Source organism: Stenotrophomonas geniculata ATCC 19374 = JCM 13324, assembly GCF_001431625.1.
GTDB classification, from domain to species: Bacteria; Pseudomonadota; Gammaproteobacteria; order Xanthomonadales; family Xanthomonadaceae; genus Stenotrophomonas; species Stenotrophomonas geniculata.
In genome coordinates, this window is record NZ_LLXT01000129.1 from 1 (window position 1) to 22,175 (window position 22,175).

Sequence of the window (22,175 nt, forward strand, 5' to 3'; positions counted from 1 at the left end):
GCGGACCCCCCGAAATCCGACACCGCCCCACCTTCGACAGATTCCGTGTGCTGTTGGTGGGTGTCGACCTTGGTCGACACAATCTGTCAGATATCGAAATGAATCCGGGGTCAGATCCGTTTTCCTGCGGAAAACGGATCTGACCCCAAGAGCCGTTCCAACAGATCGCAGGAAACTGTCGAAGGCGGGGTGGGTCCGGTTGCGGGGGCGTGAGCCCCATGGATGGCGCGACCGAGCCTCCATGGACGGATTTACGGCGTCCCCCGTAACCGGACCCACCCCGCCATCCCACGGAAAGCCCGCTGTCGCCGTTGCTGTTGCTTCGGCCTCTGCGGGTGCAGGGCGCAGCCCTGCCGAACACCCCTACCGCTCGGAATGCCCGCTCTGGTCGTAATCGCGCGGACTGAACAACTCCGGCTGGATCAGCTCGATGAACGCTCGCGCCTGCGCCGACAGTGCCTTGCCGCGGCGCACGATCACGCCGTAGCTGCGCTCGGGGAACCAGCGCTTCATTGATCGCGCCGCCAGCCGCTCGCGGTCGGCCTCGTGCAGGCACAGCGCCGGCACGATGGAAATGCCCATGCCCATCGCCACGTACTGCTTGATCACCTCCCAGCCGCCCACCTCCAGCGCCACGGTGTAGGCGATGCGGTGGCGCTGGAACACCTGGTCGACCAGCCGATAGGTGATCTGCCGCTTCGGTGGCAGCACCAGTGGATAGCGCGCGATGTCGGCCAGCTCCAGCTCGCCACCGTTGGCCAGCGGATGATCGTGCGGCGCGATCAGTACCTGCTCGAAGCGGTAGGCCGGGGCGTAGGTCAGGTCGGCCGGCACATCGGTCATCGAACCGATCGCCAGGTCGGCGGCATCCTCGCGCAGCAGGTCGGTGCCGTCGGCGCTGATCGCGTTGTGCAGGGTCAGGCGCACGTCCGGGTAGTGCAGGCGGAAGCGTTCGACGATCTTCGGCAGCAGGTACAGGATGGTCGAGCTGTTGGCGGCGATGTTCAGCTCGCCCGCATCCAGGCCGCGTACCTTGTCGCGGAAGCGTGCCTCCAGCCCGTCCAGGTTCTCCACCAGCGGCTGCGCCATTTCGTACAGCAGCTGGCCCTCGCGGCTGGGCACCAGGCGACGCCCGCTGCGCTCGAACAACGGCACGCCCAGCTCCCGTTCCAGGGCCTGCAACTGCAGGCTGATGGCCGGCTGGCTGACGAACAATGCCTCAGCCGCCCGTGAGACAGAGCCCAGACGCACGGTCTGGCAGAACGCGCGCAACGGCTTCAACCGGTCGGATTTGTAGGAAAAACGCGGACTTGGCGAGGGGCGCGTGGTCATGGCGTTACAAGTATTAGCACAACTTATGTAGAGCATTGCAAAAACTGTTTTGCCAAATACTCGGCCCGGGCGGCACCGTGGAGGCGTTCCCCACCGCTGGAGTCGCCCCATGTCCGCCGTCGCTTCCGCTGTTCCCACCCCTGCCAGCAAGGCCACCCCCGGCATCGCCTTGGCGACCCGCGTGGCCGGTCAGGACACCGTGCTGCCGGCGCCGCTGCTGGCCCTGCTGGTGTCGCTGCACCGTGCGGTGGAACCGGGCCGGCAGGCACGGCTGCAGGCCCGCCGTGAACGCCAGGCGTTCTTCGACCAGGGCGGCCTGCCGGACTTCCGTGAAGACACCCTCGCAATCCGTAGCGGCGACTGGCGCGTTGCGCCGCTGCCGGCCGCGCTGCAGGACCGCCGCGTCGAGATCACCGGCCCGACCGACCCAAAGATGGTCATCAACGCGCTGAACTCCGGCGCCAAGGTGTTCATGGCCGACTTCGAGGATTCGACCTCGCCGACCTGGCGCAACCTGCTGGCCGGGCAGCAGTCGCTGGCGGCGGCGGTGCGTGGTGATCTGGAATTCACCGCCGCCAATGGCAAGCACTACACGCTGCGCCCGTACGACGAACAGGCCGTGCTGATCGTGCGGCCGCGCGGCTGGCATCTGGACGAGAAGCACGTGCGCATCGACGGCCAGTTCATCGCCGGCGGCCTGTTCGACGCGGCGGTGTTCGCCTTCCACAACGCCCGCACCCTGCAGGCCAAGGACCGCGGCCCGTACTTCTACCTGCCCAAGCTGCAGAGCATGGAAGAGGCCGCGCTGTGGGAGACCGCGCTGTCGCACATCGAAGGCATGCTCGGCCTGCCGCACGGCCAGATCAAGGTGACCGTGCTGATCGAAACGCTGCCGGCGGTGTTCGAGATGGACGAGATCCTGCACGCACTGCGTGACCGCGTCGTCGGCCTGAACTGCGGGCGCTGGGATTACATCTTCTCGTACCTGAAGACCTTCCGCCGCCACGCCGACCGCGTGCTGCCCGAACGCGGCCAGGTGACCATGACCCAGCCGTTCCTGAAGGCGTATTCGGAACTGCTGATCCAGACCTGCCACCGCCGCGGTGCGCATGCGATGGGCGGCATGGCCGCGCAGATCCCGATCAACAACGATGCCGCGGCCAACGAACAGGCGATGGCCCGGGTGCGCGCCGACAAGCTGCGCGAAGTCACCGCCGGCCATGACGGCACCTGGGTTGCGCATCCGGCGCTGATTCCAGTGGCGATGGCGATCTTCGACGAACACATGCCCGGTGCGAACCAGCACAGCGTGCTGCGCCAGGATGTGCGCGTGGGCCGCGATGAACTGATCGCGCGCCCGCCGGGCACCATCACCCGTGCCGGCTTCGAAGGCAACGTGGAAGTCTGCGTGCGCTACCTGGCGGCGTGGCTGGATGGCAACGGTTGCGTGCCGATCCACCACCTGATGGAGGACGCGGCCACCGCCGAGATCAGCCGCAGCCAGCTGTGGCAGTGGCTGCATACGCCGGGCCAGCAACTGGACGACGGCACCGCGATCGATCTGGCGCTGCTGGATTCCACTCTCTCGCAGCTGCCGGCACGGCTGGGCGATACCGCCGCGCTGCCCGGTGGTACACGCATCGGCGAAGCCATCACCCTGCTCGGCGAACTGAGCCGCAGCGACGAACTGACCGATTTCCTGACCCTGCCGGCCTACGCGCGCATCGATTGACTCCCGCCCGCGTTTCCACGCCGTTTCCCTCCCCGCTGCACGCACGAACCGAACTGGAGAAAGACATGAGCAAGCTGCCCACTGCCGAACAGATCCAGCACGACTGGGATACCAACCCGCGCTGGGAAGGCATCCAGCGCAACTACAGCGCCGCCGACGTGGTGCGCCTGCGCGGCACCGTCCACATCGAGCACTCGCTGGCCCGCCTGGGTGCGGAGAAGCTGTGGGCGTCGCTGCATGAGCGCGAGTTCGTCAACGCGCTGGGTGCATTGACCGGCAACCAAGCCATGCAGCAGGTCAAGGCTGGCCTGAAGGCCATCTACCTGTCCGGTTGGCAGGTGGCGGCCGACGCCAACCTGGCCGGCCAGATGTACCCGGACCAGTCGCTGTACCCGGCCGATTCAGTGCCGGCGGTGGTCAAGCGCATCAACAACACGCTGCTGCGCGCCGACCAGCTGCACCATGCCGAAGGCAAGGATGACATCGACTTCCTGCAGCCGATCGTGGCCGATGCAGAAGCCGGTTTCGGCGGCGTGCTCAACGCCTTCGAACTGATGAAGGCGATGATCGAGGCCGGTGCCGCCGGCGTGCACTTCGAGGATCAGCTGGCCTCGGTGAAGAAGTGCGGCCACATGGGCGGCAAGGTGCTGGTGCCGACCCGTGAGGCGATCGAGAAGCTCAACGCCGCGCGCCTGGCCGCCGACGTGCTGGGTGTGCCGACCCTGCTGATCGCGCGCACCGATGCCGAAGCAGCGGATCTGTTGACCAGTGACATCGACGGCAACGACAAGCCGTTCACCACCGGTGAGCGCACCGTCGAAGGCTTCTACAAGACCCGCAATGGCCTGGACCAGGCGATCAGCCGTGGCCTGGCCTATGCACCCTACGCCGACCTGGTGTGGTGCGAGACCGGCAAGCCGGATCTGGAATTCGCACGCAGGTTCGCCGAGGCGATCCATGCGAAGTTCCCCGGGAAGCTGCTGGCCTACAACTGCTCGCCCAGCTTCAACTGGAAGAAGAACCTGGACGACGCCACCATCGCGAAGTTCCAGCGCGAGCTGGGCAGCTACGGCTACAAGTTCCAGTTCATCACCCTGGCCGGCTTCCATGCGCTGAATTACGGCATGTTCAACCTGGCCCACGGCTATGCACGCCGCCAGATGAGCGCGTTCGTGGAGCTGCAGGAAGCCGAGTTCGAAGCGGCCGAGCGTGGCTTCACTGCGGTCAAGCACCAGCGTGAGGTCGGTACCGGTTACTTCGACGCGGTGACCCAGGCGATCCAGCAGGGCCAGTCGTCGACCACCGCGCTGACCGGCTCGACCGAGGAAGAGCAGTTCCACGGCGGGCGCAGCGAACGCGCTGCGTGATGCGGTAGTGCCGGCCGCTGGCCGGCAACCCGTCGATGTTCCCGAGGTCCAGATGGTTGCCGGCCAGCGGTCGGCACTACCGGGCCTCAGAGCGATCAGGGTGGCCAGGGAAGGGCCAGACAACGCCGGCCGGTCGGGGGACCTGCCGGCGTTGTTGTATCGATGCAAAGGCGCGGCCAGCAGGCAGCGTCAATCAGGCGCACCCCGTGTGCCGGCAACTTGGCCGAAACCCTGTGAAACCCGGCATCGGATTGATCCAGCAGGGGTTTTGCCCGGACACCCGTGACCAGAACGGGCCACCATCGATCTTCACATCAATCAAGATCGGCAGAAGGGTCAAAATGAGATAGGGCGCACACTTTAAAGCGGTGCTATGCTCCGCGGCTCACCAGGGGACGCTGGCGGCGGGTGCAGGGAATGACCGGCAGGGGTGCGGCCGAGAACAGTGATGTGACGTCAGGTATCGCCCGGGTGGCGATGGCCGAGATCGTGCACGCGCTGCTGTCCGCTGCCGAGGTGGCATTGTTCGCCAGATTTGCCCGTCCATGCAAGCTTCATGCCGGACAGTGGTTGTTCCAGCGTGGCCATCGCGGCGAACGGATGTATGTGATCCTCCAGGGCCAGATCGAACTGGACTTCGGCGAGGACCTGGTGATCAAGACGCTCGGCCAGCATGAGTTCTTCGGTGAGCTTGGCCTGCTGGTCGGTGATCACCTGCGCAGCGCCAGTGCACGCGCGCTGGCCGACTGCGAAGTACTGGAGCTGGGCCCGGCCGATTTCCATCGCCTGGTGGAATCCGATCCCGGCCTGGTCGCCTACTTCCTGCGCCGCACGATCATGCGCGTGCTGACCAACGAGCAGGCCCTGATCAGCCAGCTGCGCCGGCGCAACCATGATCTGGAAACCGCGCTGGACAATCTGTACATCACCACCCATCAGCTGACCCACACCCGTGAGCTGGTGCGTACCGATGAACTGACCGGGCTGCACAACCGCCGTGGCCTGACCCTGTACCTGCAGGAGTGCCGCGCCGACGGTGACGGGTTGCCGCAGGCCCTGCTGCTGATCGACTGCGACCGCTTCAAGCAGATCAATGATCGTCACGGCCACCAGGCCGGCGACCGTGTGCTGCAGAGCATGGGCAACATCCTGCGCTCGATGGCCGGTGAGCAGGACCTGGCCTGCCGCCTCGGCGGCGATGAGTTCTGCCTGATCCTGCGCCGTGGCAATCACGAGATCGTGCAGCACGCGGCCGAGTTCATCCTCAGCGCGGTGCATGGCCTGCTCGAACGCAGTCATGGCACGCCGCATGTCAGCCTGGTCAGCATCGGTGCCAGCCTGCTGGCGCCGGAGGCCGGCTGGAGCGAGTGGTATGCCAGCGCGGACCGCGCGCTGTACAAGGCCAAGCGCGATGGTGGCAACTGCCTGCGCTGGGTGGATGCTCCGGACGGCCCATAGGGAGATGCAGGCGATGAATGGCGACAACGGAACGTCAGCCCCGCATAGCCCCCAGCTACGCGCCCTGCTGTTCACCGATCTGTGTGATTCGCTGCAGCTGGTCGAGCGGATCGGCGACGTCGCGGCCGCGAGCCTGTTCCAGGAACACGACCGCCTGGTGCTGGTGTTGCAGCACCGCTGGAATGGCCAGCTGATCGATCGCTCCGACGGCCTGTTCATGCTGTTCGAGCGCGCCATCGATGCGCTCGGTTTCGCGCTGGACTACCAGTGCGAACTGCACACGCTGGGCCAGCAGCGTTCGATTGAACTGCGTGCGCGTGCCGGCCTGCATGTGGGTGACGTACTGACCTGGGACAACAGTCCCGAAGCGGTGCGCGCCGGCGCCAAGTCGATGGAAGTGGAAGGGCTGGCCAAGCCGATGGCGGCGCGCCTGATGATGCTGGCACGGCCTGGCCAGATCCTGTTGTCGGCCGTGGCCGAATCACTGACCCGCCGCGCCACCGATGCGTTGGGCGAGCGCGGCGCGCGCCTGCTGTGGAAGTCGCACGGGCGCTGGCGCTTCAAGGGCGTGCCGGTGGTGCAGGAAGTGATCGAAGTAGGCGAGATCGGCTCGGCGCCGCTGCGCATGCCACGTGCCAATGCCAAGGCGCGCCGCGACCTGCCGCTGTGGCGGCAGCCGTTGGTGCTGGCCGCTGAAGGTCTGGTACTGACGGTGGCGGTGCTGGGCGGCTGGCTGCTGCTGCGGCCGGAGCCGGCGATCGCCTTTGCCGAACGCGACTGGGTGGTACTCGGGGATGTCGACAATCTCACCGGTGATCCGATCTTCGACGATTCGATGCGGCACGCGATCCGCATCGCGCTGGAGCAGTCGCGCTACGTGAATGTGCTGTCCGAGGGCAAGATCCGCGAAAGCCTGGAAATGGCGCGGCTCTCGGGCGATACCCGGCTCAACCGGGATACTGCCGTCGATGTTGCGGTACGTGAAGGTGCGCGAGCGGTGCTGCTGCCGACGGTGCGGCAGAAGATCGGTGGCTACGAGCTCGCCATCGACGTCGCAGCACCGGGCAGCGGCCAGGTGATCCAGACGTTCACCGCCACCGCGGATCGATCCGATCAGATGGTGTTCGCGGTGGACGACGTGGTCGGACGCCTGCGACGTGGCCTGGGCGAATCGGTGGCAAGCCTGGAACAGTCGTTGCCGCTGCCGCGGGCATCGACCCAGGACCTGCGCGCACTGCGTGCGTTTGCCCTGGCCGAAAGCGCACTGGGCCAGCGTCGCTTCGAAGAAGCACGCAACCTCTACCAGGCGGCGATCGATATCGATCCCGGTTTCGCCCTGGCCTACATGGGCGTGGCCAAGCTGCTGGCCCGCACTGCGCAGGTTGCGGACGCGCGTGACGCGCTGGAGCACGCGCTGGCCCAGCAGCAGCGCTTGCCCGCGCGTGAGCGCCTGTACCTGAAGGGCTGGCAGGCCGAACTGGAACCCGGTGGCTGGCCGCTGGAACAGTGGCGTGCACTGGCCAAGATCTATCCGGATTCGTTTGCGGGGCTGTCCAATACCTCCTGGGGGCTGCTGCAGGACAATCGCTTCGCCGAGGCCGTGCCCTACGCGCGCGCCGCGACGGTGCCTCAGGACCCGTTGCGGCTGTATCCGATGATCCATCTGGCGCGGGCACAGTTGGGCCTCGGCCTGCCGCAGCAGGCAATGCGCACCTTGCACCAGGCACAGATGCTGCGCGGCAATGACGAGGCCGACGACCTGGATGTGGACGTGCTGGTTGCGCAGGGCCTGGACGCACAGGCACAGCAGCTGTTGATGCGGTTGCCGCGGGGGGATGACCTGCAACAGCGCATGCGCCTGCGGGCAAACCTGCTGGTGGCTGCGGAGCAGCGTGATTGCAGCAGCCTGCATGCCGCGATCGCTGCGGATGGCCCGGCACCGGATCTGATCGACTACCAGATCCATCAACGGCTGCAACACGCCACCGTGACCACGTTGTGCACGGCCGGCGATGCGAAGGAGCTTGAATCCATCGCCGCCATGCTGCGACCGCTGCTGCGGAAGAACGACGACTCCGCCGTGGGTAGCCGCAGTCTGCAGTTGCTGGCCCTGACCTATCTGGCCCAGCGCCAGGGCCAGCATGCGCTGGCCGCAGAGTGGCTGCGTGACCACGGCGAACTGCTGGAGCGGCAGCGCAGCCCTGTGGTGGGCAAGTGGCGCCGGGTTGTGCTGGCGATGGCCGAACTGGCGCAACAGCGTCCGCAAGCGGCACGCCATCTGCTCGAGCCCACCTTTGATGGCAGCGAACCGGTGCAGGCCCATGTTGTGCTGCTGCAGGCATTGCGTGCCGAGCAGGACACTGCCGGCGTGCGCCGCGAGCAGGCCTGGCTGGCCCGGCACCACGGTCAGGCCATTGCCGAGGTGGCGTCCATGCAGGTCTGGCAGCCCCTGAATGTGCACGACATCGCCACGGAGGCGACGTCGGTGCGGGTACCGCGCTGATGCGGACTCAGGCGTTGACGCGCTCGTCGATCCGGTCGGCTTCGAAGCAGAACACCACCGTCATCGAGGCGGTCGAGGCACTCAGGTATGCATGCAGCGAATCGCGGGTGCGGCGCAGCTCCTCGACCGAAGCCAGGGTGCCGATCTTCATGCAGTCGTTCTCGCCAACGGCACCGTCCAGGCCGATCGAGGCCAGGGCCTTGCCCGGCGATGCGGTGAAGTGGTTGCGGAAGTCGTCGTTGCCGATGAGGTGGTCCAGCAGGGTGCTGGCGTCTTCGGCGGAAAGGCGGGGATGGGTGCTCATGGAGATCGTCCGTAGGTTGAGTTTCTCGTATCGGCCGCGACAGCCTGCCATTGAGGGCGGTGGCGTGCATGTCGCTAAAGTTGGCCGCGTCGCGGTCGTTGCTGCTATGCCGGTTGTGCGGCAGAAGGAAGGAAACCCATGCGCCTGCGCCGCTGCGCCAGCCTGATGTTCGAGCCCCGCGAGTCGGTCACCCTGGACCTGCGCGCGATGCTGGCCGGCCAGGCCGAGATGGACAGCCAGATCAGCTGGGTGGCCCTGGCCGCCCATCTGGACCAGCCGCTGCCGGTGGACGCCGAGGAGCGCCAGCTGCTGGGCGAGCTCAGCGCGCACCGCTGGAGCGAACCGCCGGCCGGCACCTCTCCGGCGATGCTGGCGCGCCTGGTCGAGCAGGGGCTGGTGCTGACCGACCCGCCGGATGAGGTCGGGCACCAGATGCGTGATGAGGCATTGCGACGCAGCCAGTGGTGGCCGTTGGCCGCACTGGCCCATCGCCATGCGCGCTGGCAGGCGGTGGACAGCGTGGAGGACATGCGTCGCCAGGGGCTGGATACCGCTGCCGGCCTGCGCCAGCGGCTGGGGCCGCCACCACCGGTGGTGCAGGCCCTGCAGGGCGACTACCAGCCGCTGCCGCGCAGTGAAGAGGCCGCGTTCGACGCGCTGCTGGCGCAGCGCACGACCTGCCGCAATTTCGACCCGCAGCGCGCGCTGCCATTGCCGCTGCTGGCCCAGGTGCTGCAGCGCACGCTGATGGCCCACGCGGTGCAGAAGGTCGAGCGTGATACCGAGTTCCTGAAGAAGAACGTGCCCTCTGGTGGCGGCCTGCATCCCACCGAAGGTTTCCTGCTGGTGCAGAACGTGGAAGGACTGGCACCGGGCCTGTACCACTACCACCCGGTGCAGCACGCCGTGCTGCCGCTGCCCTCGCCGCCGCCCGATGCATTGCCCACGCTGGCACGGCGGATGCTGTCCGGTCAGGAGTGGTTCGCCGATGCACCGGCGCTGCTGGTGCTGGCACCGCGGTACGACCGCTGCTTCTGGAAGTACCGCAACCACGCCAAGGCGTATCGTGCGGTGACGCTGGATGTCGGCCACATCTCGCAGCTGCTGTACCTGTGCGCGACCGAGCGTGGCCTGGCGGCATTCGTCACCGCAGCCATCAACGATGCCGATGTCGATCGTGCCTTCGGTTTCGACGGCATCGGGCAGAGCGCGATGGCCATCTGCGGCCTGGGCTGGCGCAGTGCCACGCTGGACACGGCCGAATTCGATCCTGCTGGCCGGGTGGTGGTGGGCGACGACCGCTGAGCGGTCGCCGCCGCGGCGTTCACGCCGCCTCGAAGTCCACCAGTACTGCACCGTCACCCACCTGGTCGCCGGCCTTGGCGCGGTAACCCTTCACCGTGCCGTCCGCCGGTGCCTGCAGCGTGTGCTCCATCTTCATCGCTTCCAGCACCACCAGCGGCGTGCCGCGCTTGACCTCGGTACCGGCGGCGACCAGCGTCGCAACGATCTTGCCCGGCATCGGCGCCAGCAGGCTGCCGGCGTCGGCCACGGCGTGGTCCGATTCACCCACCGGATCGTGCAGGGTGAAACGGTGCTGGCCGTCGGCGCCGAACAGGTACAGCTGGTCACCGTCGCGCAGCAGCTGCAACGACCAGCGGCGCTCGCCCAGCTGCACTGTCAGGCCCTGCATATTGGCCGTGCCGATCACCTGCACCGGCGCAGCATCGTCGCACTGCACGCGCCAGCCATCGGCCTGCGCCCACACCTTCAGCGTGTGCCGGCGCTCTCCCTGCTGCAGCGGCAATACGCGCGGCGCGGACGCGCCAAGGCGCCAGCCGTCCTGCGCCTGCCACGGCGAATGCGGGTCGCGCGCATCGCTGCCGGCACCGGCAGTGCTTGCAACAGCGGCCACGGCGGCCAGCTGCCACAGGGCATCATCCGTATCGCCCGCTGCACTCAATGCCGCCTGTTCGCGTTCGATCAGCGCGGTATCCAGCTTGGCGTGCGCGAACGAATCGGTGTTCACCAGGCGGCGCAGGAAGCCGGCATTGGTGGTCACGCCCACCACCTGGCAGTCGGCCAGCGCCTGGCTCATGCGGCGCAGCGCGGCGTCGCGGTCCACGTCCCAGACGATCAGCTTGGCGATCATCGGGTCGTAGTACGGGGTGATGCTGTCGCCTTCCTCCACGCCGGTATCCACGCGCACATGGGCAGACGGAGCCGGCAGGCGCAGGCGGCGCAGGGTACCGGTGGAGGGCAGGAAGCCGCGGTCGGCATCTTCTGCGTACAGGCGTGCTTCGATGGCATGGCCGTGGATCGCCAGCTGCTCCTGGCGCAGCGGCAGCGGCAAGCCCGAGGCCACGCGCAGCTGCCATTCCACCAGGTCGGTGCCGGTGATGTATTCGGTCACCGGGTGCTCGACCTGAAGGCGGGTGTTCATTTCCATGAAGTAGAAATCGCCGTCCGGGCCGGCGATGAACTCCACCGTGCCGGCACCGACGTAGCCCACCGCGCGCGCGGCATCGACCGCCGCCTTGCCCATCGCCGCGCGACGTTCTGCACTCATGCCTGGCGCCGGGGCTTCTTCCAGCACCTTCTGGTGGCGGCGCTGCACCGAGCAGTCGCGCTCGAACAGGTAGACCGCCTCACCGTGGCTGTCGCCGAACACCTGGATTTCGATATGGCGCGGGCGCTCGACATACTTCTCGACCAGCACGTGGTCATTGCCGAACGCCGAGGCCGCCTCGCGCTGGCAGCTGGCCAGCGCATCGACGAAGTCCTCGCTGCGCTCGACCTTGCGCATGCCCTTGCCACCGCCACCGGCGCTGGCCTTGATCAGCACCGGGTAACCGATGGCGTCGGCCTGTTCGCGCAGGAAGGACGGTTCCTGCTGGTCGCCGTGGTAGCCCGGAGTCAGCGGCACGCCGGCTTTCGCCATCAATGCCTTGGCCGCGCTCTTGTCGCCCATCGCGCGGATGGCGCTGGCCGGCGGCCCGATGAAGGTGATGCCGGCGGCGGCGCAGGCATCGGCGAAGTCGGCATTCTCGGACAGGAAGCCGTAACCGGGGTGGATCGCCTGCGCGCCGGTCAGGCGTGCGGCATCGAGCAGGGCATCGCCGCGCAGGTAACTTTCACGTGCAGCGGCCGGACCGATGTGGATGGCTTCGTCGGCCAGGCGCACGTGGCGCGCGTTGCGGTCGGCATCGGAATATACCGCCACGGTGGCGATGCCGAGGCGGCGGCAGGTGGCGATGACGCGACAGGCGATTTCGCCGCGATTGGCGATCAGGACTTTGGTGAACATGGCAACAGGCTCGGTCATGGCACGGGTTACATGCGGAACACGCCGAAGCGCGTCTGCTGCGGGGCGGCATTGAGGCTGGCCGACAGCGCCAGGGCCAGTACGCGGCGGGTGTCGGCCGGATCGATCACGCCGTCGTCCCACAGGCGCGCGCTGGCGTAGTACGGGTGGCCCTGCTGCTCGAACTGCTCGCGGATCGGTGCCTTGAACGCATCTTCCTCCGCTGCCGGCCACTGGCCGCCCTTGGCTTCGATGCCATCGCGCTTGACCGTGGCCAGTACGCTGGCGGCCTGTTCGCCGCCCATCACCCCGATGCGTGCGTTGGGCCACATCCACAGGAAGTTGGGCGAATAGGCGCGGCCGCACATGCCGTAGTTGCCGGCACCGAACGAGCCGCCGATGACCACGGTGAACTTGGGTACCTTGGCGCAGGCCACCGCCATCACCAGCTTGGCACCGTCCTTGGCGATGCCGCCCTGTTCGTACTTGCGGCCGACCATGAAGCCGGTGATGTTCTGCAGGAACACCAGCGGGATGTTGCGCTGGGTGCACAGCTCGATGAAGTGCGCGCCTTTCAGTGCCGACTCGGAGAACAGGATGCCGTTGTTGGCGATGATGCCGATCGGGTAGCCGTTCAGATGCGCGAAGCCGGTAACCAGTGTTGCGCCATAGCGCGGCTTGAACTCGTCAAAGCGCGAGCCATCGACCAGGCGTGCGATCACTTCGCGCACGTCGTAGGGCTTGCGCGTATCGGCGGGAATCACCCCATACAGTTCATGCGCCGGCAGCAGCGGTTCCTCGGGCGCCTGCACCGCCATCGCCGGCTCCGGCTTGCGCCAGTTCAGCTGGGCGATGATCGCGCGCACCCGTGCCAGCGCCTGCAGATCGTTGTCGGCCATGTGGTCGGCCACGCCGGAGATGCGGGTGTGTACGTCGGCACCGCCCAGTTCCTCGGCCGTCACCACTTCACCGGTGGCGGCCTTCACCAGCGGCGGGCCACCGAGGAAGATCGTGCCCTGCTCGCGCACGATCACCGTCTCGTCGCTCATCGCCGGCACGTAGGCGCCACCGGCGGTGCAGCTGCCCATCACGCAGGCGATCTGCGGAATGCCCTGCGCCGACAGGTTGGCCTGGTTGTAGAAGATGCGGCCGAAATGATCGCGGTCGGGGAACACCTCGTCCTGCAGCGGCAGGAAGGCGCCGCCGGAATCGACCAGGTAGATGCACGGCAGGTGGTTCTGCTCGGCGATCTCCTGCGCGCGCAGGTGCTTCTTCACCGTCATCGGGTAGTAGGTGCCGCCCTTGACCGTGGCATCGTTGGCCACGATCACGCATTCCACGCCGCTCACGCGGCCGATGCCGGCCACCACGCCCGCAGCGGGCACGGCATCGTCATACATGCCGTGCGCGGCCAGCGGCGCGATTTCCAGGAAGGCGCTGCCGGGGTCGAGCAGGGCGTCGATACGGTCGCGCACCAGCAGCTTGCCGCGCGCGGTGTGCTTGGCGCGTGCCGCCTCGCTTCCGCCCAGTGCAGTGCGGGCAAGCGTGGCGTGCAGGTCGTCGACCACGGCCTGCATGGCCGCGCGGTTGCTTTCAAACGTTTCGCTGCCCGGTTGCAGCTGGCTGTTCAGGACGGTCATCGCGGTGGCCTTACAGGGTGCGCTGGAACAGTTCGCGGCCGATCAGCATGCGGCGGATCTCCGAGGTGCCGGCGCCGATTTCATACAGCTTGGCGTCGCGCCACAAACGGCCGGTCGGGTATTCGTTGATGTAGCCGTTGCCGCCCAGGATCTGGATCGCCTGGCCGGTCAGCCAAGTGGCCTTCTCGGCGGCGTACAGGATGGCACCGGCGGCGTCCTGGCGGGTGGTGCGGCCCTGGTCGCAGGCGCGTGCCACGGCATAGACATACGCACGGCAGGCGCCCAGGCCCACGTACATGTCGGCAATCTTGCCCTGGATCAGCTGGAAGCTGCCGATCGCCTCACCGAACTGGTGGCGCTCGTGCACGTAGGGCATCACCACGTCCATCGCTGCGGCCATCAGGCCCAGCGGGCCGCCGGACAGCACCACGCGCTCGTAGTCCAGGCCGGACATCAGCACGCGCACGCCGCCACCGATCTGGCCCAGCACGTTTTCTTCCGGTACTTCGCAGTCCTGGAACACCAGCTCGCAGGTGGGCGAGGAACGCATGCCCAGCTTGTCCAGCTTCTGCGCGGTGGAGAAGCCCTTCATGCCCTTCTCGACCAGGAACGCGGTGATGCCCTTGGCGCCGGCGTCCATGTCGGTCTTGGCATAGACCACCAGCACGTCGGCATCCGGGCCGTTGGTGATCCACATCTTGTTGCCGTTGAGCACGTAGCGGTCACCACGCTTGTCGGCGCGCAGTTTCATCGACACCACGTCCGAACCGGCACCCGGCTCGCTCATCGCCAGCGCGCCGACCAGGCTACCGTTGCACAGGCCCGGCAGGAAGCGCTGTTTCTGTTCTTCGTTGCCATTCTTGCGCAGCTGGTTCACGCACAGGTTGGAGTGCGCGCCGTAGGACAGGCCGATGCCGCCGGAAGCACGCGAGATCTCTTCCATCGCCACCACGTGGGCCAGGTAGCCCATGCCGGTGCCGCCGTATTCTTCTTCCACGGTGAGGCCGAGCAGGCCCTGTTCGCCCAGCTTCGGCCACAGGGCCAGCGGGAACTGATTGGTGGCATCGGCCTCGGCGGCCAGCGGTGCGACCTCGGCGGCGGCAAAATGGGCCACGCTCTGGCGCAGCAGGTCGATGTCTTCGCCAAGGTCGAAGTTCAGGGATGGCACGTGCATTGTGGTGGCTCCACGGCGGGATGGCAGGAAATGGACGCACCCGGCGGGGGAGCGGGCGGCGGTCTGCAGGACCGCTGCCCGCACGGGCGATTGGACCCCAGCGTAGCGGGGTTCGGGTAAGAAGTGAATACAAATTCAAAAATTGAAACTAGAATCAAAACATGGCCTACAAACGCTCTGCACTGATGGAAGAACGGCTGGCCGGGGCCCGTGAACGGATCCTGTTGGCCACCCGCGAGCTGGTCGCCACCGGCGGCTGGCGCAATGCTCCGGTAACCGCCGTGGCGACCCAGGCGGGGGTGTCCACCGGCCTGATCTACCGGCACTTCCCGTCCAAGGCCGAGTTGTTCGTGGAGGTGCTCAACGCCGCCGTGGCCCACGAGGTTGCGATCATGGAACGCATCGCCAGCGGCCCGGAGGTGGCCAGCGAGCGCCTGCGGCTGGCGATCACCGCCTTCGTCCGCCGCGCCCTGGCCGGGCCGGGGCTGGCGCACGCCTTCATCGTTGAACCGGTCGACCCGGACGTGGAAGCCGAGCGCATGCGCGGTCGCCGCGCGTTCGGTGACGTGTTCCTGCGGCTGGTGGAGGAGGGCGTGGCGGCCGGTGAGCTGCCGGCGCAGGACGCGCATGTGGCCGCCGCCTGCCTGGTCGGCGCCTTCACCGAAGCGATGGTCGGCCCGACCGCGCCCAGCCGCGAAGCACACCGCGACGAAGACGCGCTGGTGGATGCGATCTGCAGCTTCTGCCTGCGTGCGATCGGCGCCCCCGCAAAACGGTAGCGCCGGGCCATGCCCGGCGGCTGTTGCCATCCTCGACCGTTGTTGCCGCGCTTCGCGCTCGCCGGGCACGGCCCGGCGCTACCCGCATGCGGCCACGGCCGCATGTTGCGCCGCACCAGCAGTGACGCCTGTTGTCGCACGCAAAGCGCGTTCTATACTCGGTCCATCACGCAGTCGCTCAGCCGTGGTCCAACGACTATCAGCCAGGGGTAACGAAGAGTGCGGAATTACGATCTGGAGTTCCTGAAACGCTTCTCCATGGTGATCGCGCTGCTGGCGACCATCACCCTCGGCCTCATCCTCCTTGCCGCCTACATCCACACCCGGATTCCGCCCGAGGTGTCGCCAGCCGCGGCCAAGCGCACCGAACAGCGCATCTCGCCCACCGGCGCGGTCTATGCCGGCAGCACCGGCGCCGCCGCGCAGGCCGCCGCCAAGGCCGCCGCGCTGGCCAAGGCCGCGTCGCAGGTGGCCTACGGCGGCACCAAGGACGGCAAGGTCATCTTCGACAACCTGTGCACCGCCTGCCACACCACCGGTGTGGGCATGGCGCCGACGCTGGACCATTCGCACTGGGACAAGCGCATCGCACAGGGCAAGGACACCCTCTACAAGCACGCCATCGAGGGCTACACCGGGCCGGACGGCGGCATCATGCCGCCCAAGGGCGGCAACCCGGCGCTGACCGAGGAACAGATCCACGCCACCGTGGACTGGATGCTGGGCAACCTGAAGTAGACGCCCCAACGCGCTGCTTCCTGTAGAGCCGAGCCCACGCTCGGCTGCCCTCCGCGCGGTGTGGCCAGGTGCAGCCGAGCATGGGCGCGGCTCTACGATTCCCAGGCTTTGCCCACCGAGGCCTGATCGCTCATATGCCCCCGCTGCGCAGGCGGGGTTTCGCATTTCAGGGTTAGTCTGTGCGCCTCTTCCATGGAGTCGCCCGTCGATGCGCCGCCGTTCCCTCGCCCTTGCCCTGTCCCTGCTGCTGCCGGCCGGCGCCTTTGCCCAGGCCCAGCCGCAGGCCGCACCGGTCGCGTCGCCTTCCACTGCGCGCAGCAGCGCCACCGTGGTGCTGACCGCCGCGCCGGCCGACTGGCGTGTGCTGGATGGCCAGCGCGTGCGCATCGCCGCACCGCTGACCCTGGCCGGTACCGACGGCCTGGAGCGCTTCGGCCAGCTCACCGTGGCCTTCGATGGCCGCCTCTGGCAGCCGACCGAAGTGGCCGCGCCGGGTACTGCCGGCTACGAGCAGGTGATGGCCGACAACCAGCGCCGCCGCCTGGTGCTGGACGACGGCAGCGATGCCCGCGACCCGGCCAGCGTGGCCTACCTGCCGGCCAACCCGGTGCTGCGTACCGGCATGCAGCTGCGCAATGTGGAAGGTGTCGTGCACATGGACGCGCAGGGGCGGCCGCGCCTGCAGGTCGAAGGTGTGCTGAAACTGCCGGAGCTGAAGCGTCCGGCGGTGCCGACCGTGCCGGGCGGCCTGCACGTGGCGGCCTTCAACCTGGAGAACTTCTTCAACGGTGATGGCCAGGGCGGTGGCTTCCCGACCCTGCGCGGCGCGCGCACGCTGGACGAGCACAAGGCGCAGGTGGCCAAGCTGGTCACCACGGTCAACGCGCTGGGCGCCGATGTCGCCGCGCTGATGGAGCTGGAGAACGACGGCTACGGTCCGCAGTCGGCCATCGCCGAACTGGTCGATGCGCTCAACCGGGACCGCGGCGCGCAGGGCGACTGGCGCTTCGTCGACGCGGGCAACGGCCCCGGCGACAACCCGATCCGGGTCGGCATCATCTACCGCAGCGCGCGCCTGCAGCCGGTCGGCAAGCCGGCCACGCTGACCGGTGGTCCATTCGTCGAGCACAGTCGCGTGCCGCTGGCGCAGGCCTTCCAGGGCAAGCAGGGCGCACCGTTCGTGGTGGTGGCCAACCACTTCAAGTCGAAGGGCTGCCGCGACGCCGCCGGTGCCGACGCCGACCGCAACGACAACCAGGGCTGCTGGAACGCCACCCGCGTGACCTCCGCGCAGCAGCTGCACGCCTGGCTGCAGACCGACCCGACCGGTACCGGTGCAAAGGACGCGGTACTGCTGGGCGATTTCAACGCCTACGCGATGGAAGACCCGATCCGCACCCTGCATGACCTGGGCTGGCAGGACGCGTTCAAGGTGGCCAAGGTCGAGCATCCCTACAGCTACGTCTACAACGGCTACACCGGCCGCCTCGACCATGCATTGCTGAGCCCGGGCATGGCCAAGCGCCTGCGCGGCGCCGCCGAATGGCACAGCAACGCCGACGAGCAGGACGCCAGCGGCTACCAGGGCCGCAACGTGCAGGGCCCGTGGCGCAGCTCCGACCACGACCCGCTGCTGCTGGGCTTCGACAGATAAGGTTCGCCGGGGATCTGCTCTGGGAGTGACCTTGATCGGCACGGATGCTGCCGTTGCTTTTGATCTACCAGTCCGCCTTCAAGCGAGCCGAGCATCGCAGGTGAATCAGGGGCGAAGAGGCGCCGATGTCTGAGCGCAGCGAGTTCGGCGCCGTCCCCTGGTTCACCGAGAAGCGCAGGGTACCGGTGCACAGCACCGGCTCGCGGCTGGCGGCGCGTTTCTTTTGGTTACTTTTCTTTTCGCGCGAAAAGAAAAGTGACATCCCACCGCGGGCGCGGAAATGGCCCGCCGCAACCAACGCTCACCCCCAGGCGATCAATCCGATCACCAGCACCGCCAGCGCAAGACCCGCGCGGTTCCACTTCGTGGTTGCCTCGCCGAACGCGAACACGCCCACCAGTGCACCCAGCACCACCACGCCGATGTTCATGCCGGCGAACACGGTGGCTGGGCTCTCCGGCATCGACTGATGCGCGTGCACATAGAAAAGAATGTTGCCGCCATTGAGCAGGCCCAGCAGTGCACCCGCGCCGAGGTTGCGCCAGGCCAGCCGGCTGCGGCCACTGAAGTGCCGCCACAGCTGCAGCGCCAGCATCAGTACGAAGGACACGCTGAAGCTGGCCAGCACCGCCGCCATCGACGGCGTGCCCGACAGCGCCACCTGCTTGAGCAGCACGTCGACCACCGCGAACCCGGCCCAGACGCCCAGCAGCCAGCCCCAGCCACCGGGTGAGGACGACACCGCCGGTCCGCGCGGGCGCAGGCTGATCGCCACCATGGCGACCAGGCCCAGCGCCAGGCCGACCAACTTCCACGGCGTGGCGGTCTGGCCGAAGAACAGGAACGCGGCGGCCAATGACAGCAGCAGCGACAGCCGCTGCGCCACGTCGCTGCGGACGATGCCGGCCACCGCCACCGCGCGGCCCAGCACCAGGAAGATCGACGGCAGCACCACCGCCAGCGCCAGCAATGACAGCCACGGCGCATGCGGCGCGCGTAGCGCATCCAGCGGCGGCTGCAGCACCGCGGCGGTGAGCGTTGCAGCCACCAGATAGTTCCAGGTGACCATCTGCGCCACATCCAGCTGGCGGCGGTTGGCCAGCTTCAACAACACCGAAACCAGCACGCTGCAGATCACGGCCAAGGACAGGTAGAGCATGGGGCGGGCACAGGGCGGGGGCAGGGGACGGTATCATGGTGCCATGCACAAGCCTTCGTTCCCCGTCGCCCCTGGCGAAACCGCCTGCCTCGAACTGGACGGCCCGGCCGGCCCGCTGGAAGTGGTCGTCGACCTGCCCAAGGCCGATGTGCCGGTGCAGCCGATCGTGGCCATCGTCTGCCATCCGCTGTCCACCGAGGGCGGCACCCTGCACAACAAGGTGGTCACCATGACCGCCACCACCCTGCGCGAGCTGGGCATCGCCACGGTGCGCTTCAACTTCCGCAGTGTTGGCGCGTCGGCCGGTGAGTTCGACCACGGCGTGGGCGAGCAGGACGACCTGAAGGCCGTCGCCGCCTGGGTGCGCAGCCAGCGTCCGGACGACCGCCTGTGGTTGGCCGGTTTCAGCTTCGGCTCGTTCGTGTCGCTGAAGGCCGCTGCCGCGCTGCAGCCGGAAGCGCTGATCTCGATCGCGCCGCCGGCCGGTCGCTGGGATTTCGATGGCATCGCACCGCCGGCGCGCTGGCTGGTGATCCAGGGCGAGCAGGACGAGATCGTCGACCCGCAGGCCGTCTACCAGTGGCTGGACACGCTGGACTTCCCGCATGAGCTGGTGCGCATGCCCGAGACCAGCCACTTCTTCCACCGCAAGCTGATCGACCTGCGCGGCGCGCTGACCCACGGCGTGAAACATTGGCTGGGCGCAGCGGCATGAGTGCAACCGAGTTGACCCCGTCGCAGCGGTACGCGGAAGGGGTCGCCCGTGGCGACTGGCAGAACGACCCGGCCCAGCATGCGGCGCTGGCCGAGCTGGACCGCATCCACCTGGGCCTGCTGGACAGTGCCGAGGACGGCTGGCTGGACCGCCTGTCCTCGTTCTGGAAAAAGCCCGAGCCAGTCAAGGGCCTGTACTTCTGGGGCGGCGTCGGCCGCGGCAAGACCTTCCTGGTCGACCTGTTCTACGACGGCCTGCCGATCAAGCAGAAGTACCGCACCCACTTCCATCGCTTCATGCGCAGCGTCCACGAGCGCCTGCGCGAGCACCAGGGCCAGAGCGACCCGCTGGCGAAGATCGCCCAGGAATGGCGCAGCAACCTGCGCGTGCTGGTGCTCGACGAGTTCTTCGTCACCGACATCGGCGATGCGATGCTGCTGGCGCGGTTGCTGGAGCGCCTGTTCGCCGAGGGCGTGACCCTGGTCACCACCTCCAACACGGCGGTGGAGAACCTGTACCTCAATGGCCTGCAGCGCGAGAGCTTCCTGCCGGCCATCGGCCTGCTGCAGCGCTTCTGCGTCGAGTTGTACGCCGAAGGCACCGAGGATTACCGCATGCGCGCGCTGACCCGCTCGCCGGTGTACCGCGCACCGCTGGCGGCCGACAGCGATGAGTGGCTGGCCACGCGCTGGAACGAGCTGAGTGGCGGCCAGCCGGCCAAGGCCGGCAACATCGAGATCGAGGGTCGCAAGATTCCGGTCCGTGGCCGCGGCAAGAGCATCGCCTGGTTCGATTTCGCCGCGCTGTGCGAGGGCCCGCGCGGGCCCTCGGACTACATCGAGATCGCGCACGAGTTCAACACGGTGCTGCTGGGCGGCATTCCGGCATTCGACCGCCTGAACGAAGATGCCGCGCGCCGCTTCGTCAACCTGATCGACGAGCTGTACGACCGCCACGTCAACCTGGTCTGCACCGCCAGCACCTCGCCGATCGAGCTGTACACCGGCCAGCGCCTGCAGGGCGCGTTCGAGCGCACTGCTTCGCGCCTGATCGAAATGCAGAGCGCCGAATACCTGGGCACCCCGCACCGGGCGTGAGGGTAGTGCCGTTTGTAGAGCCGAGCCCACGCTCGGCTGCCTTTGCATGATGTGCCGAAAAGCAGCCGAGCGTGGGCTCGGCTCTACGACAGCACGGCGCGGCTATCGGGTGGGCGCAACCGCGCTCCCCAACGGCCGCTCATCCGGCCCGGCCGACACATGCAGCCCCGAGCCGCTGCCGTGCTCCACCCGAACGCTCTCGCCGCGCTCCAGCAGCCGCAGTGGCTGTCCCTGGTAGCGCACTTCCAGCGCATCGTGGGCCTCTGCCAGTGAACGCACCAGCGGGCAAAGGGCCATTGCCTTGGCTTCCAGCTGCTGGCTGCGCGCTTCCATGCGGTGGTCGACTTCGGCATCGAGGCGATCGGCGCGGCGCTCCATGGCCCCGGCGCGGCCGGTGAACACCTGCCACAGCACGCTGCGGGTCATCGACCCGGCCATCGTCTCGGCCATCTGCTCGATGTGCGCGTCGAAGCCGTCGCCGAAGGCTTCCTGTTCCCAGTAGCCGCGGCCCAGGCTGGCGTCGATCCAGTCCTGCATCTCGCCGCGCATCGCCCGCATCTGGCGGTTGCGGGACTTGCCGGTGATGGCCTCGAAGGCAGCGTCCAGCGCATCGAAGGTGACCCCGGAGACTTCGTGGGCCAGTGCGGTGGCCGCCGGCATCAACTGGCGGGCACCGGCCTCCATCTGCCGCAGGCGGGCGGCGTCGGCGGCGCTGACCGTGACCATCCTGCCGTCCAGGCTCAGCTCGCCGTCGTGGAACACCACTTCATGCGGCGCCTGCGGGCCGTGCCGCAGCCAGATGCCGCCGCTGTCCACCAGCACGTCGTAGTCGGTATGGATGCCGCACTGGTCCGAACGCAGGTCCAGCCCCTCGGCGGCCAGCGCCGGGGCGATGAACAGGGCGGGCAGCAGGGCCAGCGCGGGCAACCGCAGGTGCATCGGAGCATCCTTTTCCGGGAGCGAGCGGCCAGCATCCGCCGTCAGCGCGCGGGCGTCACCGGCCGGAAGTCACCCGTCCACCGGATTCCCACCGGCTGCCCACCATCTATCCACAGGGTTGTCCCTAGCCAGTTTCATCACTGTCATGTGAAGCTGTCATTGTTCCGTTTTCGCGGTGCGTTGTACCACCGCAATGATGCCTTTCGGGCTTGACTGCGCAGCCCGTTCCGGCAGGTCTGAAGCGTCTGATCCGGGCGCCGATGGCACGATCCTTGCGGCG

General features: G+C 67.7%; 17 protein-coding genes. 10 read left to right on the forward strand and 7 right to left on the reverse strand.

From position 1 onward, the window contains the following. Window positions 1–363: 363 nt before the first annotated feature. Window positions 364–1,332 (reverse strand): LysR family transcriptional regulator, encoded by a 969-nt coding sequence (locus tag ARC63_RS16180; RefSeq protein ID WP_057503813.1) that lies wholly within the window; start codon window positions 1,330–1,332, stop codon window positions 364–366. Between the two features lie 109 nt (window positions 1,333–1,441). Here ARC63_RS16180 and aceB point away from each other — a divergent pair, with 109 nt between their 5' ends. The 4 genes from aceB (at window position 1,442) to ARC63_RS16200 (ending at window position 8,392) form a co-directional block, all read left to right on the forward strand. Continuing rightward, entirely contained in the window at window positions 1,442–3,064 is a 1,623-nt protein-coding gene (gene aceB / locus ARC63_RS16185) for a malate synthase A (RefSeq protein WP_057503814.1), read from the forward strand. Between the two features lie 65 nt (window positions 3,065–3,129). Next, window positions 3,130–4,431, forward strand: a complete 1,302-nt coding sequence (gene aceA, locus ARC63_RS16190; RefSeq protein ID WP_057503815.1) for an isocitrate lyase — start codon at window positions 3,130–3,132, stop codon at window positions 4,429–4,431. 417 nt (window positions 4,432–4,848) lie between these two features. Further along, window positions 4,849–5,889: a GGDEF domain-containing protein gene (locus ARC63_RS16195; protein ID WP_057503816.1), complete on the forward strand. Its 1,041-nt coding sequence runs from the start codon at window positions 4,849–4,851 to the stop codon at window positions 5,887–5,889. A 4-nt stretch (window positions 5,890–5,893) separates the two neighbouring features. Beyond that, window positions 5,894–8,392: a putative peptide modification system cyclase gene (locus tag ARC63_RS16200; protein WP_057503817.1), complete on the forward strand. Its 2,499-nt coding sequence runs from the start codon at window positions 5,894–5,896 to the stop codon at window positions 8,390–8,392. Window positions 8,393–8,399: 7 nt separating this feature from the next. On the opposite strand, the gene ARC63_RS16205 is transcribed toward ARC63_RS16200, so the two are convergent. Continuing rightward, window positions 8,400–8,696: an NHLP-related RiPP peptide gene (locus ARC63_RS16205; RefSeq protein ID WP_010487062.1), complete on the reverse strand. Its 297-nt coding sequence runs from the start codon at window positions 8,694–8,696 to the stop codon at window positions 8,400–8,402. Between the two features lie 138 nt (window positions 8,697–8,834). On the opposite strand from ARC63_RS16205, the gene ARC63_RS16210 reads away from it, so the two are divergent. After that, a complete protein-coding gene (locus ARC63_RS16210) occupies window positions 8,835–10,001 on the forward strand; it encodes a putative peptide maturation dehydrogenase (RefSeq protein ID WP_049410000.1) in 1,167 nt (388 codons plus the stop codon). A 19-nt stretch (window positions 10,002–10,020) separates the two neighbouring features. Here the strand turns inward: ARC63_RS16210 and ARC63_RS16215 are convergent, their stop codons facing one another. The 3 genes from ARC63_RS16215 to ARC63_RS16225 are packed head-to-tail and all read right to left on the reverse strand — an operon-like array spanning window position 10,021 to window position 14,814. Next, window positions 10,021–12,021, reverse strand: coding sequence for an acetyl/propionyl/methylcrotonyl-CoA carboxylase subunit alpha (locus ARC63_RS16215; protein ID WP_425513184.1), 2,001 nt, complete (start codon window positions 12,019–12,021; stop codon window positions 10,021–10,023). Between the two features lie 8 nt (window positions 12,022–12,029). Next, entirely contained in the window at window positions 12,030–13,640 is a 1,611-nt protein-coding gene (locus ARC63_RS16220) for a carboxyl transferase domain-containing protein (RefSeq protein WP_010487057.1), read from the reverse strand. Window positions 13,641–13,650: 10 nt separating this feature from the next. Further along, window positions 13,651–14,814, reverse strand: a complete 1,164-nt coding sequence (locus tag ARC63_RS16225) for an isovaleryl-CoA dehydrogenase (protein WP_019337659.1) — start codon at window positions 14,812–14,814, stop codon at window positions 13,651–13,653. A gap of 161 nt (window positions 14,815–14,975) precedes the next feature. Here ARC63_RS16225 and ARC63_RS16230 point away from each other — a divergent pair, with 161 nt between their 5' ends. The 3 genes from ARC63_RS16230 to ARC63_RS16240 all read left to right on the forward strand — a co-directional run bounded on the left by ARC63_RS16230 (window position 14,976) and on the right by ARC63_RS16240 (window position 17,985). Beyond that, a complete protein-coding gene (locus ARC63_RS16230) occupies window positions 14,976–15,593 on the forward strand; it encodes a TetR/AcrR family transcriptional regulator (RefSeq protein WP_019337660.1) in 618 nt (205 codons plus the stop codon). 219 nt (window positions 15,594–15,812) lie between these two features. After that, window positions 15,813–16,331: a c-type cytochrome gene (locus ARC63_RS16235; protein ID WP_043400625.1), complete on the forward strand. Its 519-nt coding sequence runs from the start codon at window positions 15,813–15,815 to the stop codon at window positions 16,329–16,331. Window positions 16,332–16,539: 208 nt separating this feature from the next. Beyond that, window positions 16,540–17,985, forward strand: a complete 1,446-nt coding sequence (locus tag ARC63_RS16240; protein WP_057503819.1) for an ExeM/NucH family extracellular endonuclease — start codon at window positions 16,540–16,542, stop codon at window positions 17,983–17,985. 301 nt (window positions 17,986–18,286) lie between these two features. Here the strand turns inward: ARC63_RS16240 and ARC63_RS16245 are convergent, their stop codons facing one another. Then, the gene (locus ARC63_RS16245; protein ID WP_057503820.1) at window positions 18,287–19,144 is read right to left on the reverse strand and encodes an EamA family transporter; all 858 of its coding nucleotides are present in this window, start codon (window positions 19,142–19,144) and stop codon (window positions 18,287–18,289) included. Between the two features lie 43 nt (window positions 19,145–19,187). On the opposite strand from ARC63_RS16245, the gene ARC63_RS16250 reads away from it, so the two are divergent. Together ARC63_RS16250 and zapE are read left to right on the forward strand one after the other, a co-directional pair. Next, window positions 19,188–19,859, forward strand: a complete 672-nt coding sequence (locus tag ARC63_RS16250; RefSeq protein ID WP_043400616.1) for an alpha/beta hydrolase — start codon at window positions 19,188–19,190, stop codon at window positions 19,857–19,859. Further along, entirely contained in the window at window positions 19,856–20,956 is a 1,101-nt protein-coding gene (gene zapE / locus ARC63_RS16255) for a cell division protein ZapE (RefSeq protein ID WP_029380119.1), read from the forward strand. The genes ARC63_RS16250 and zapE overlap by 4 nt, the downstream gene beginning before the upstream one ends. A gap of 102 nt (window positions 20,957–21,058) precedes the next feature. Here the strand turns inward: zapE and ARC63_RS16260 are convergent, their stop codons facing one another. After that, complete coding sequence (locus ARC63_RS16260; protein WP_057503821.1) at window positions 21,059–21,895, reverse strand: DUF2884 family protein; 837 nt, start codon at window positions 21,893–21,895, stop codon at window positions 21,059–21,061. Between the last annotated feature and the right edge of the window lie 280 nt (window positions 21,896–22,175).

What these genes read in the sequence shown, in the direction of transcription:
- zapE (WP_029380119.1), top strand. Translation starts at nt 19,856, where the DNA reads ATGAGTGCAACCGAGTTGACCCCGTCGCAGCGGTACGCGGAAGGGGTC.
- ARC63_RS16195 (WP_057503816.1), top strand. Translation starts at nt 4,849, where the DNA reads ATGACCGGCAGGGGTGCGGCCGAGAACAGTGATGTGACGTCAGGTATC.
- ARC63_RS16200 (WP_057503817.1), top strand. Translation starts at nt 5,894, where the DNA reads ATGCAGGCGATGAATGGCGACAACGGAACGTCAGCCCCGCATAGCCCC.
- ARC63_RS16205 (WP_010487062.1), bottom strand. Translation starts at nt 8,696, where the DNA reads ATGAGCACCCATCCCCGCCTTTCCGCCGAAGACGCCAGCACCCTGCTG.
- ARC63_RS16220 (WP_010487057.1), bottom strand. Translation starts at nt 13,640, where the DNA reads ATGACCGTCCTGAACAGCCAGCTGCAACCGGGCAGCGAAACGTTTGAA.
- ARC63_RS16215 (WP_425513184.1), bottom strand. Translation starts at nt 12,021, where the DNA reads ATGACCGAGCCTGTTGCCATGTTCACCAAAGTCCTGATCGCCAATCGC.
- ARC63_RS16180 (WP_057503813.1), bottom strand. Translation starts at nt 1,332, where the DNA reads ATGACCACGCGCCCCTCGCCAAGTCCGCGTTTTTCCTACAAATCCGAC.
- ARC63_RS16210 (WP_049410000.1), top strand. Translation starts at nt 8,835, where the DNA reads ATGCGCCTGCGCCGCTGCGCCAGCCTGATGTTCGAGCCCCGCGAGTCG.
- ARC63_RS16225 (WP_019337659.1), bottom strand. Translation starts at nt 14,814, where the DNA reads ATGCACGTGCCATCCCTGAACTTCGACCTTGGCGAAGACATCGACCTG.
- ARC63_RS16250 (WP_043400616.1), top strand. Translation starts at nt 19,188, where the DNA reads ATGCACAAGCCTTCGTTCCCCGTCGCCCCTGGCGAAACCGCCTGCCTC.
- ARC63_RS16260 (WP_057503821.1), bottom strand. Translation starts at nt 21,895, where the DNA reads ATGCACCTGCGGTTGCCCGCGCTGGCCCTGCTGCCCGCCCTGTTCATC.
- aceB (WP_057503814.1), top strand. Translation starts at nt 1,442, where the DNA reads ATGTCCGCCGTCGCTTCCGCTGTTCCCACCCCTGCCAGCAAGGCCACC.
- ARC63_RS16230 (WP_019337660.1), top strand. Translation starts at nt 14,976, where the DNA reads ATGGCCTACAAACGCTCTGCACTGATGGAAGAACGGCTGGCCGGGGCC.
- aceA (WP_057503815.1), top strand. Translation starts at nt 3,130, where the DNA reads ATGAGCAAGCTGCCCACTGCCGAACAGATCCAGCACGACTGGGATACC.
- ARC63_RS16240 (WP_057503819.1), top strand. Translation starts at nt 16,540, where the DNA reads ATGCGCCGCCGTTCCCTCGCCCTTGCCCTGTCCCTGCTGCTGCCGGCC.
- ARC63_RS16245 (WP_057503820.1), bottom strand. Translation starts at nt 19,144, where the DNA reads ATGCTCTACCTGTCCTTGGCCGTGATCTGCAGCGTGCTGGTTTCGGTG.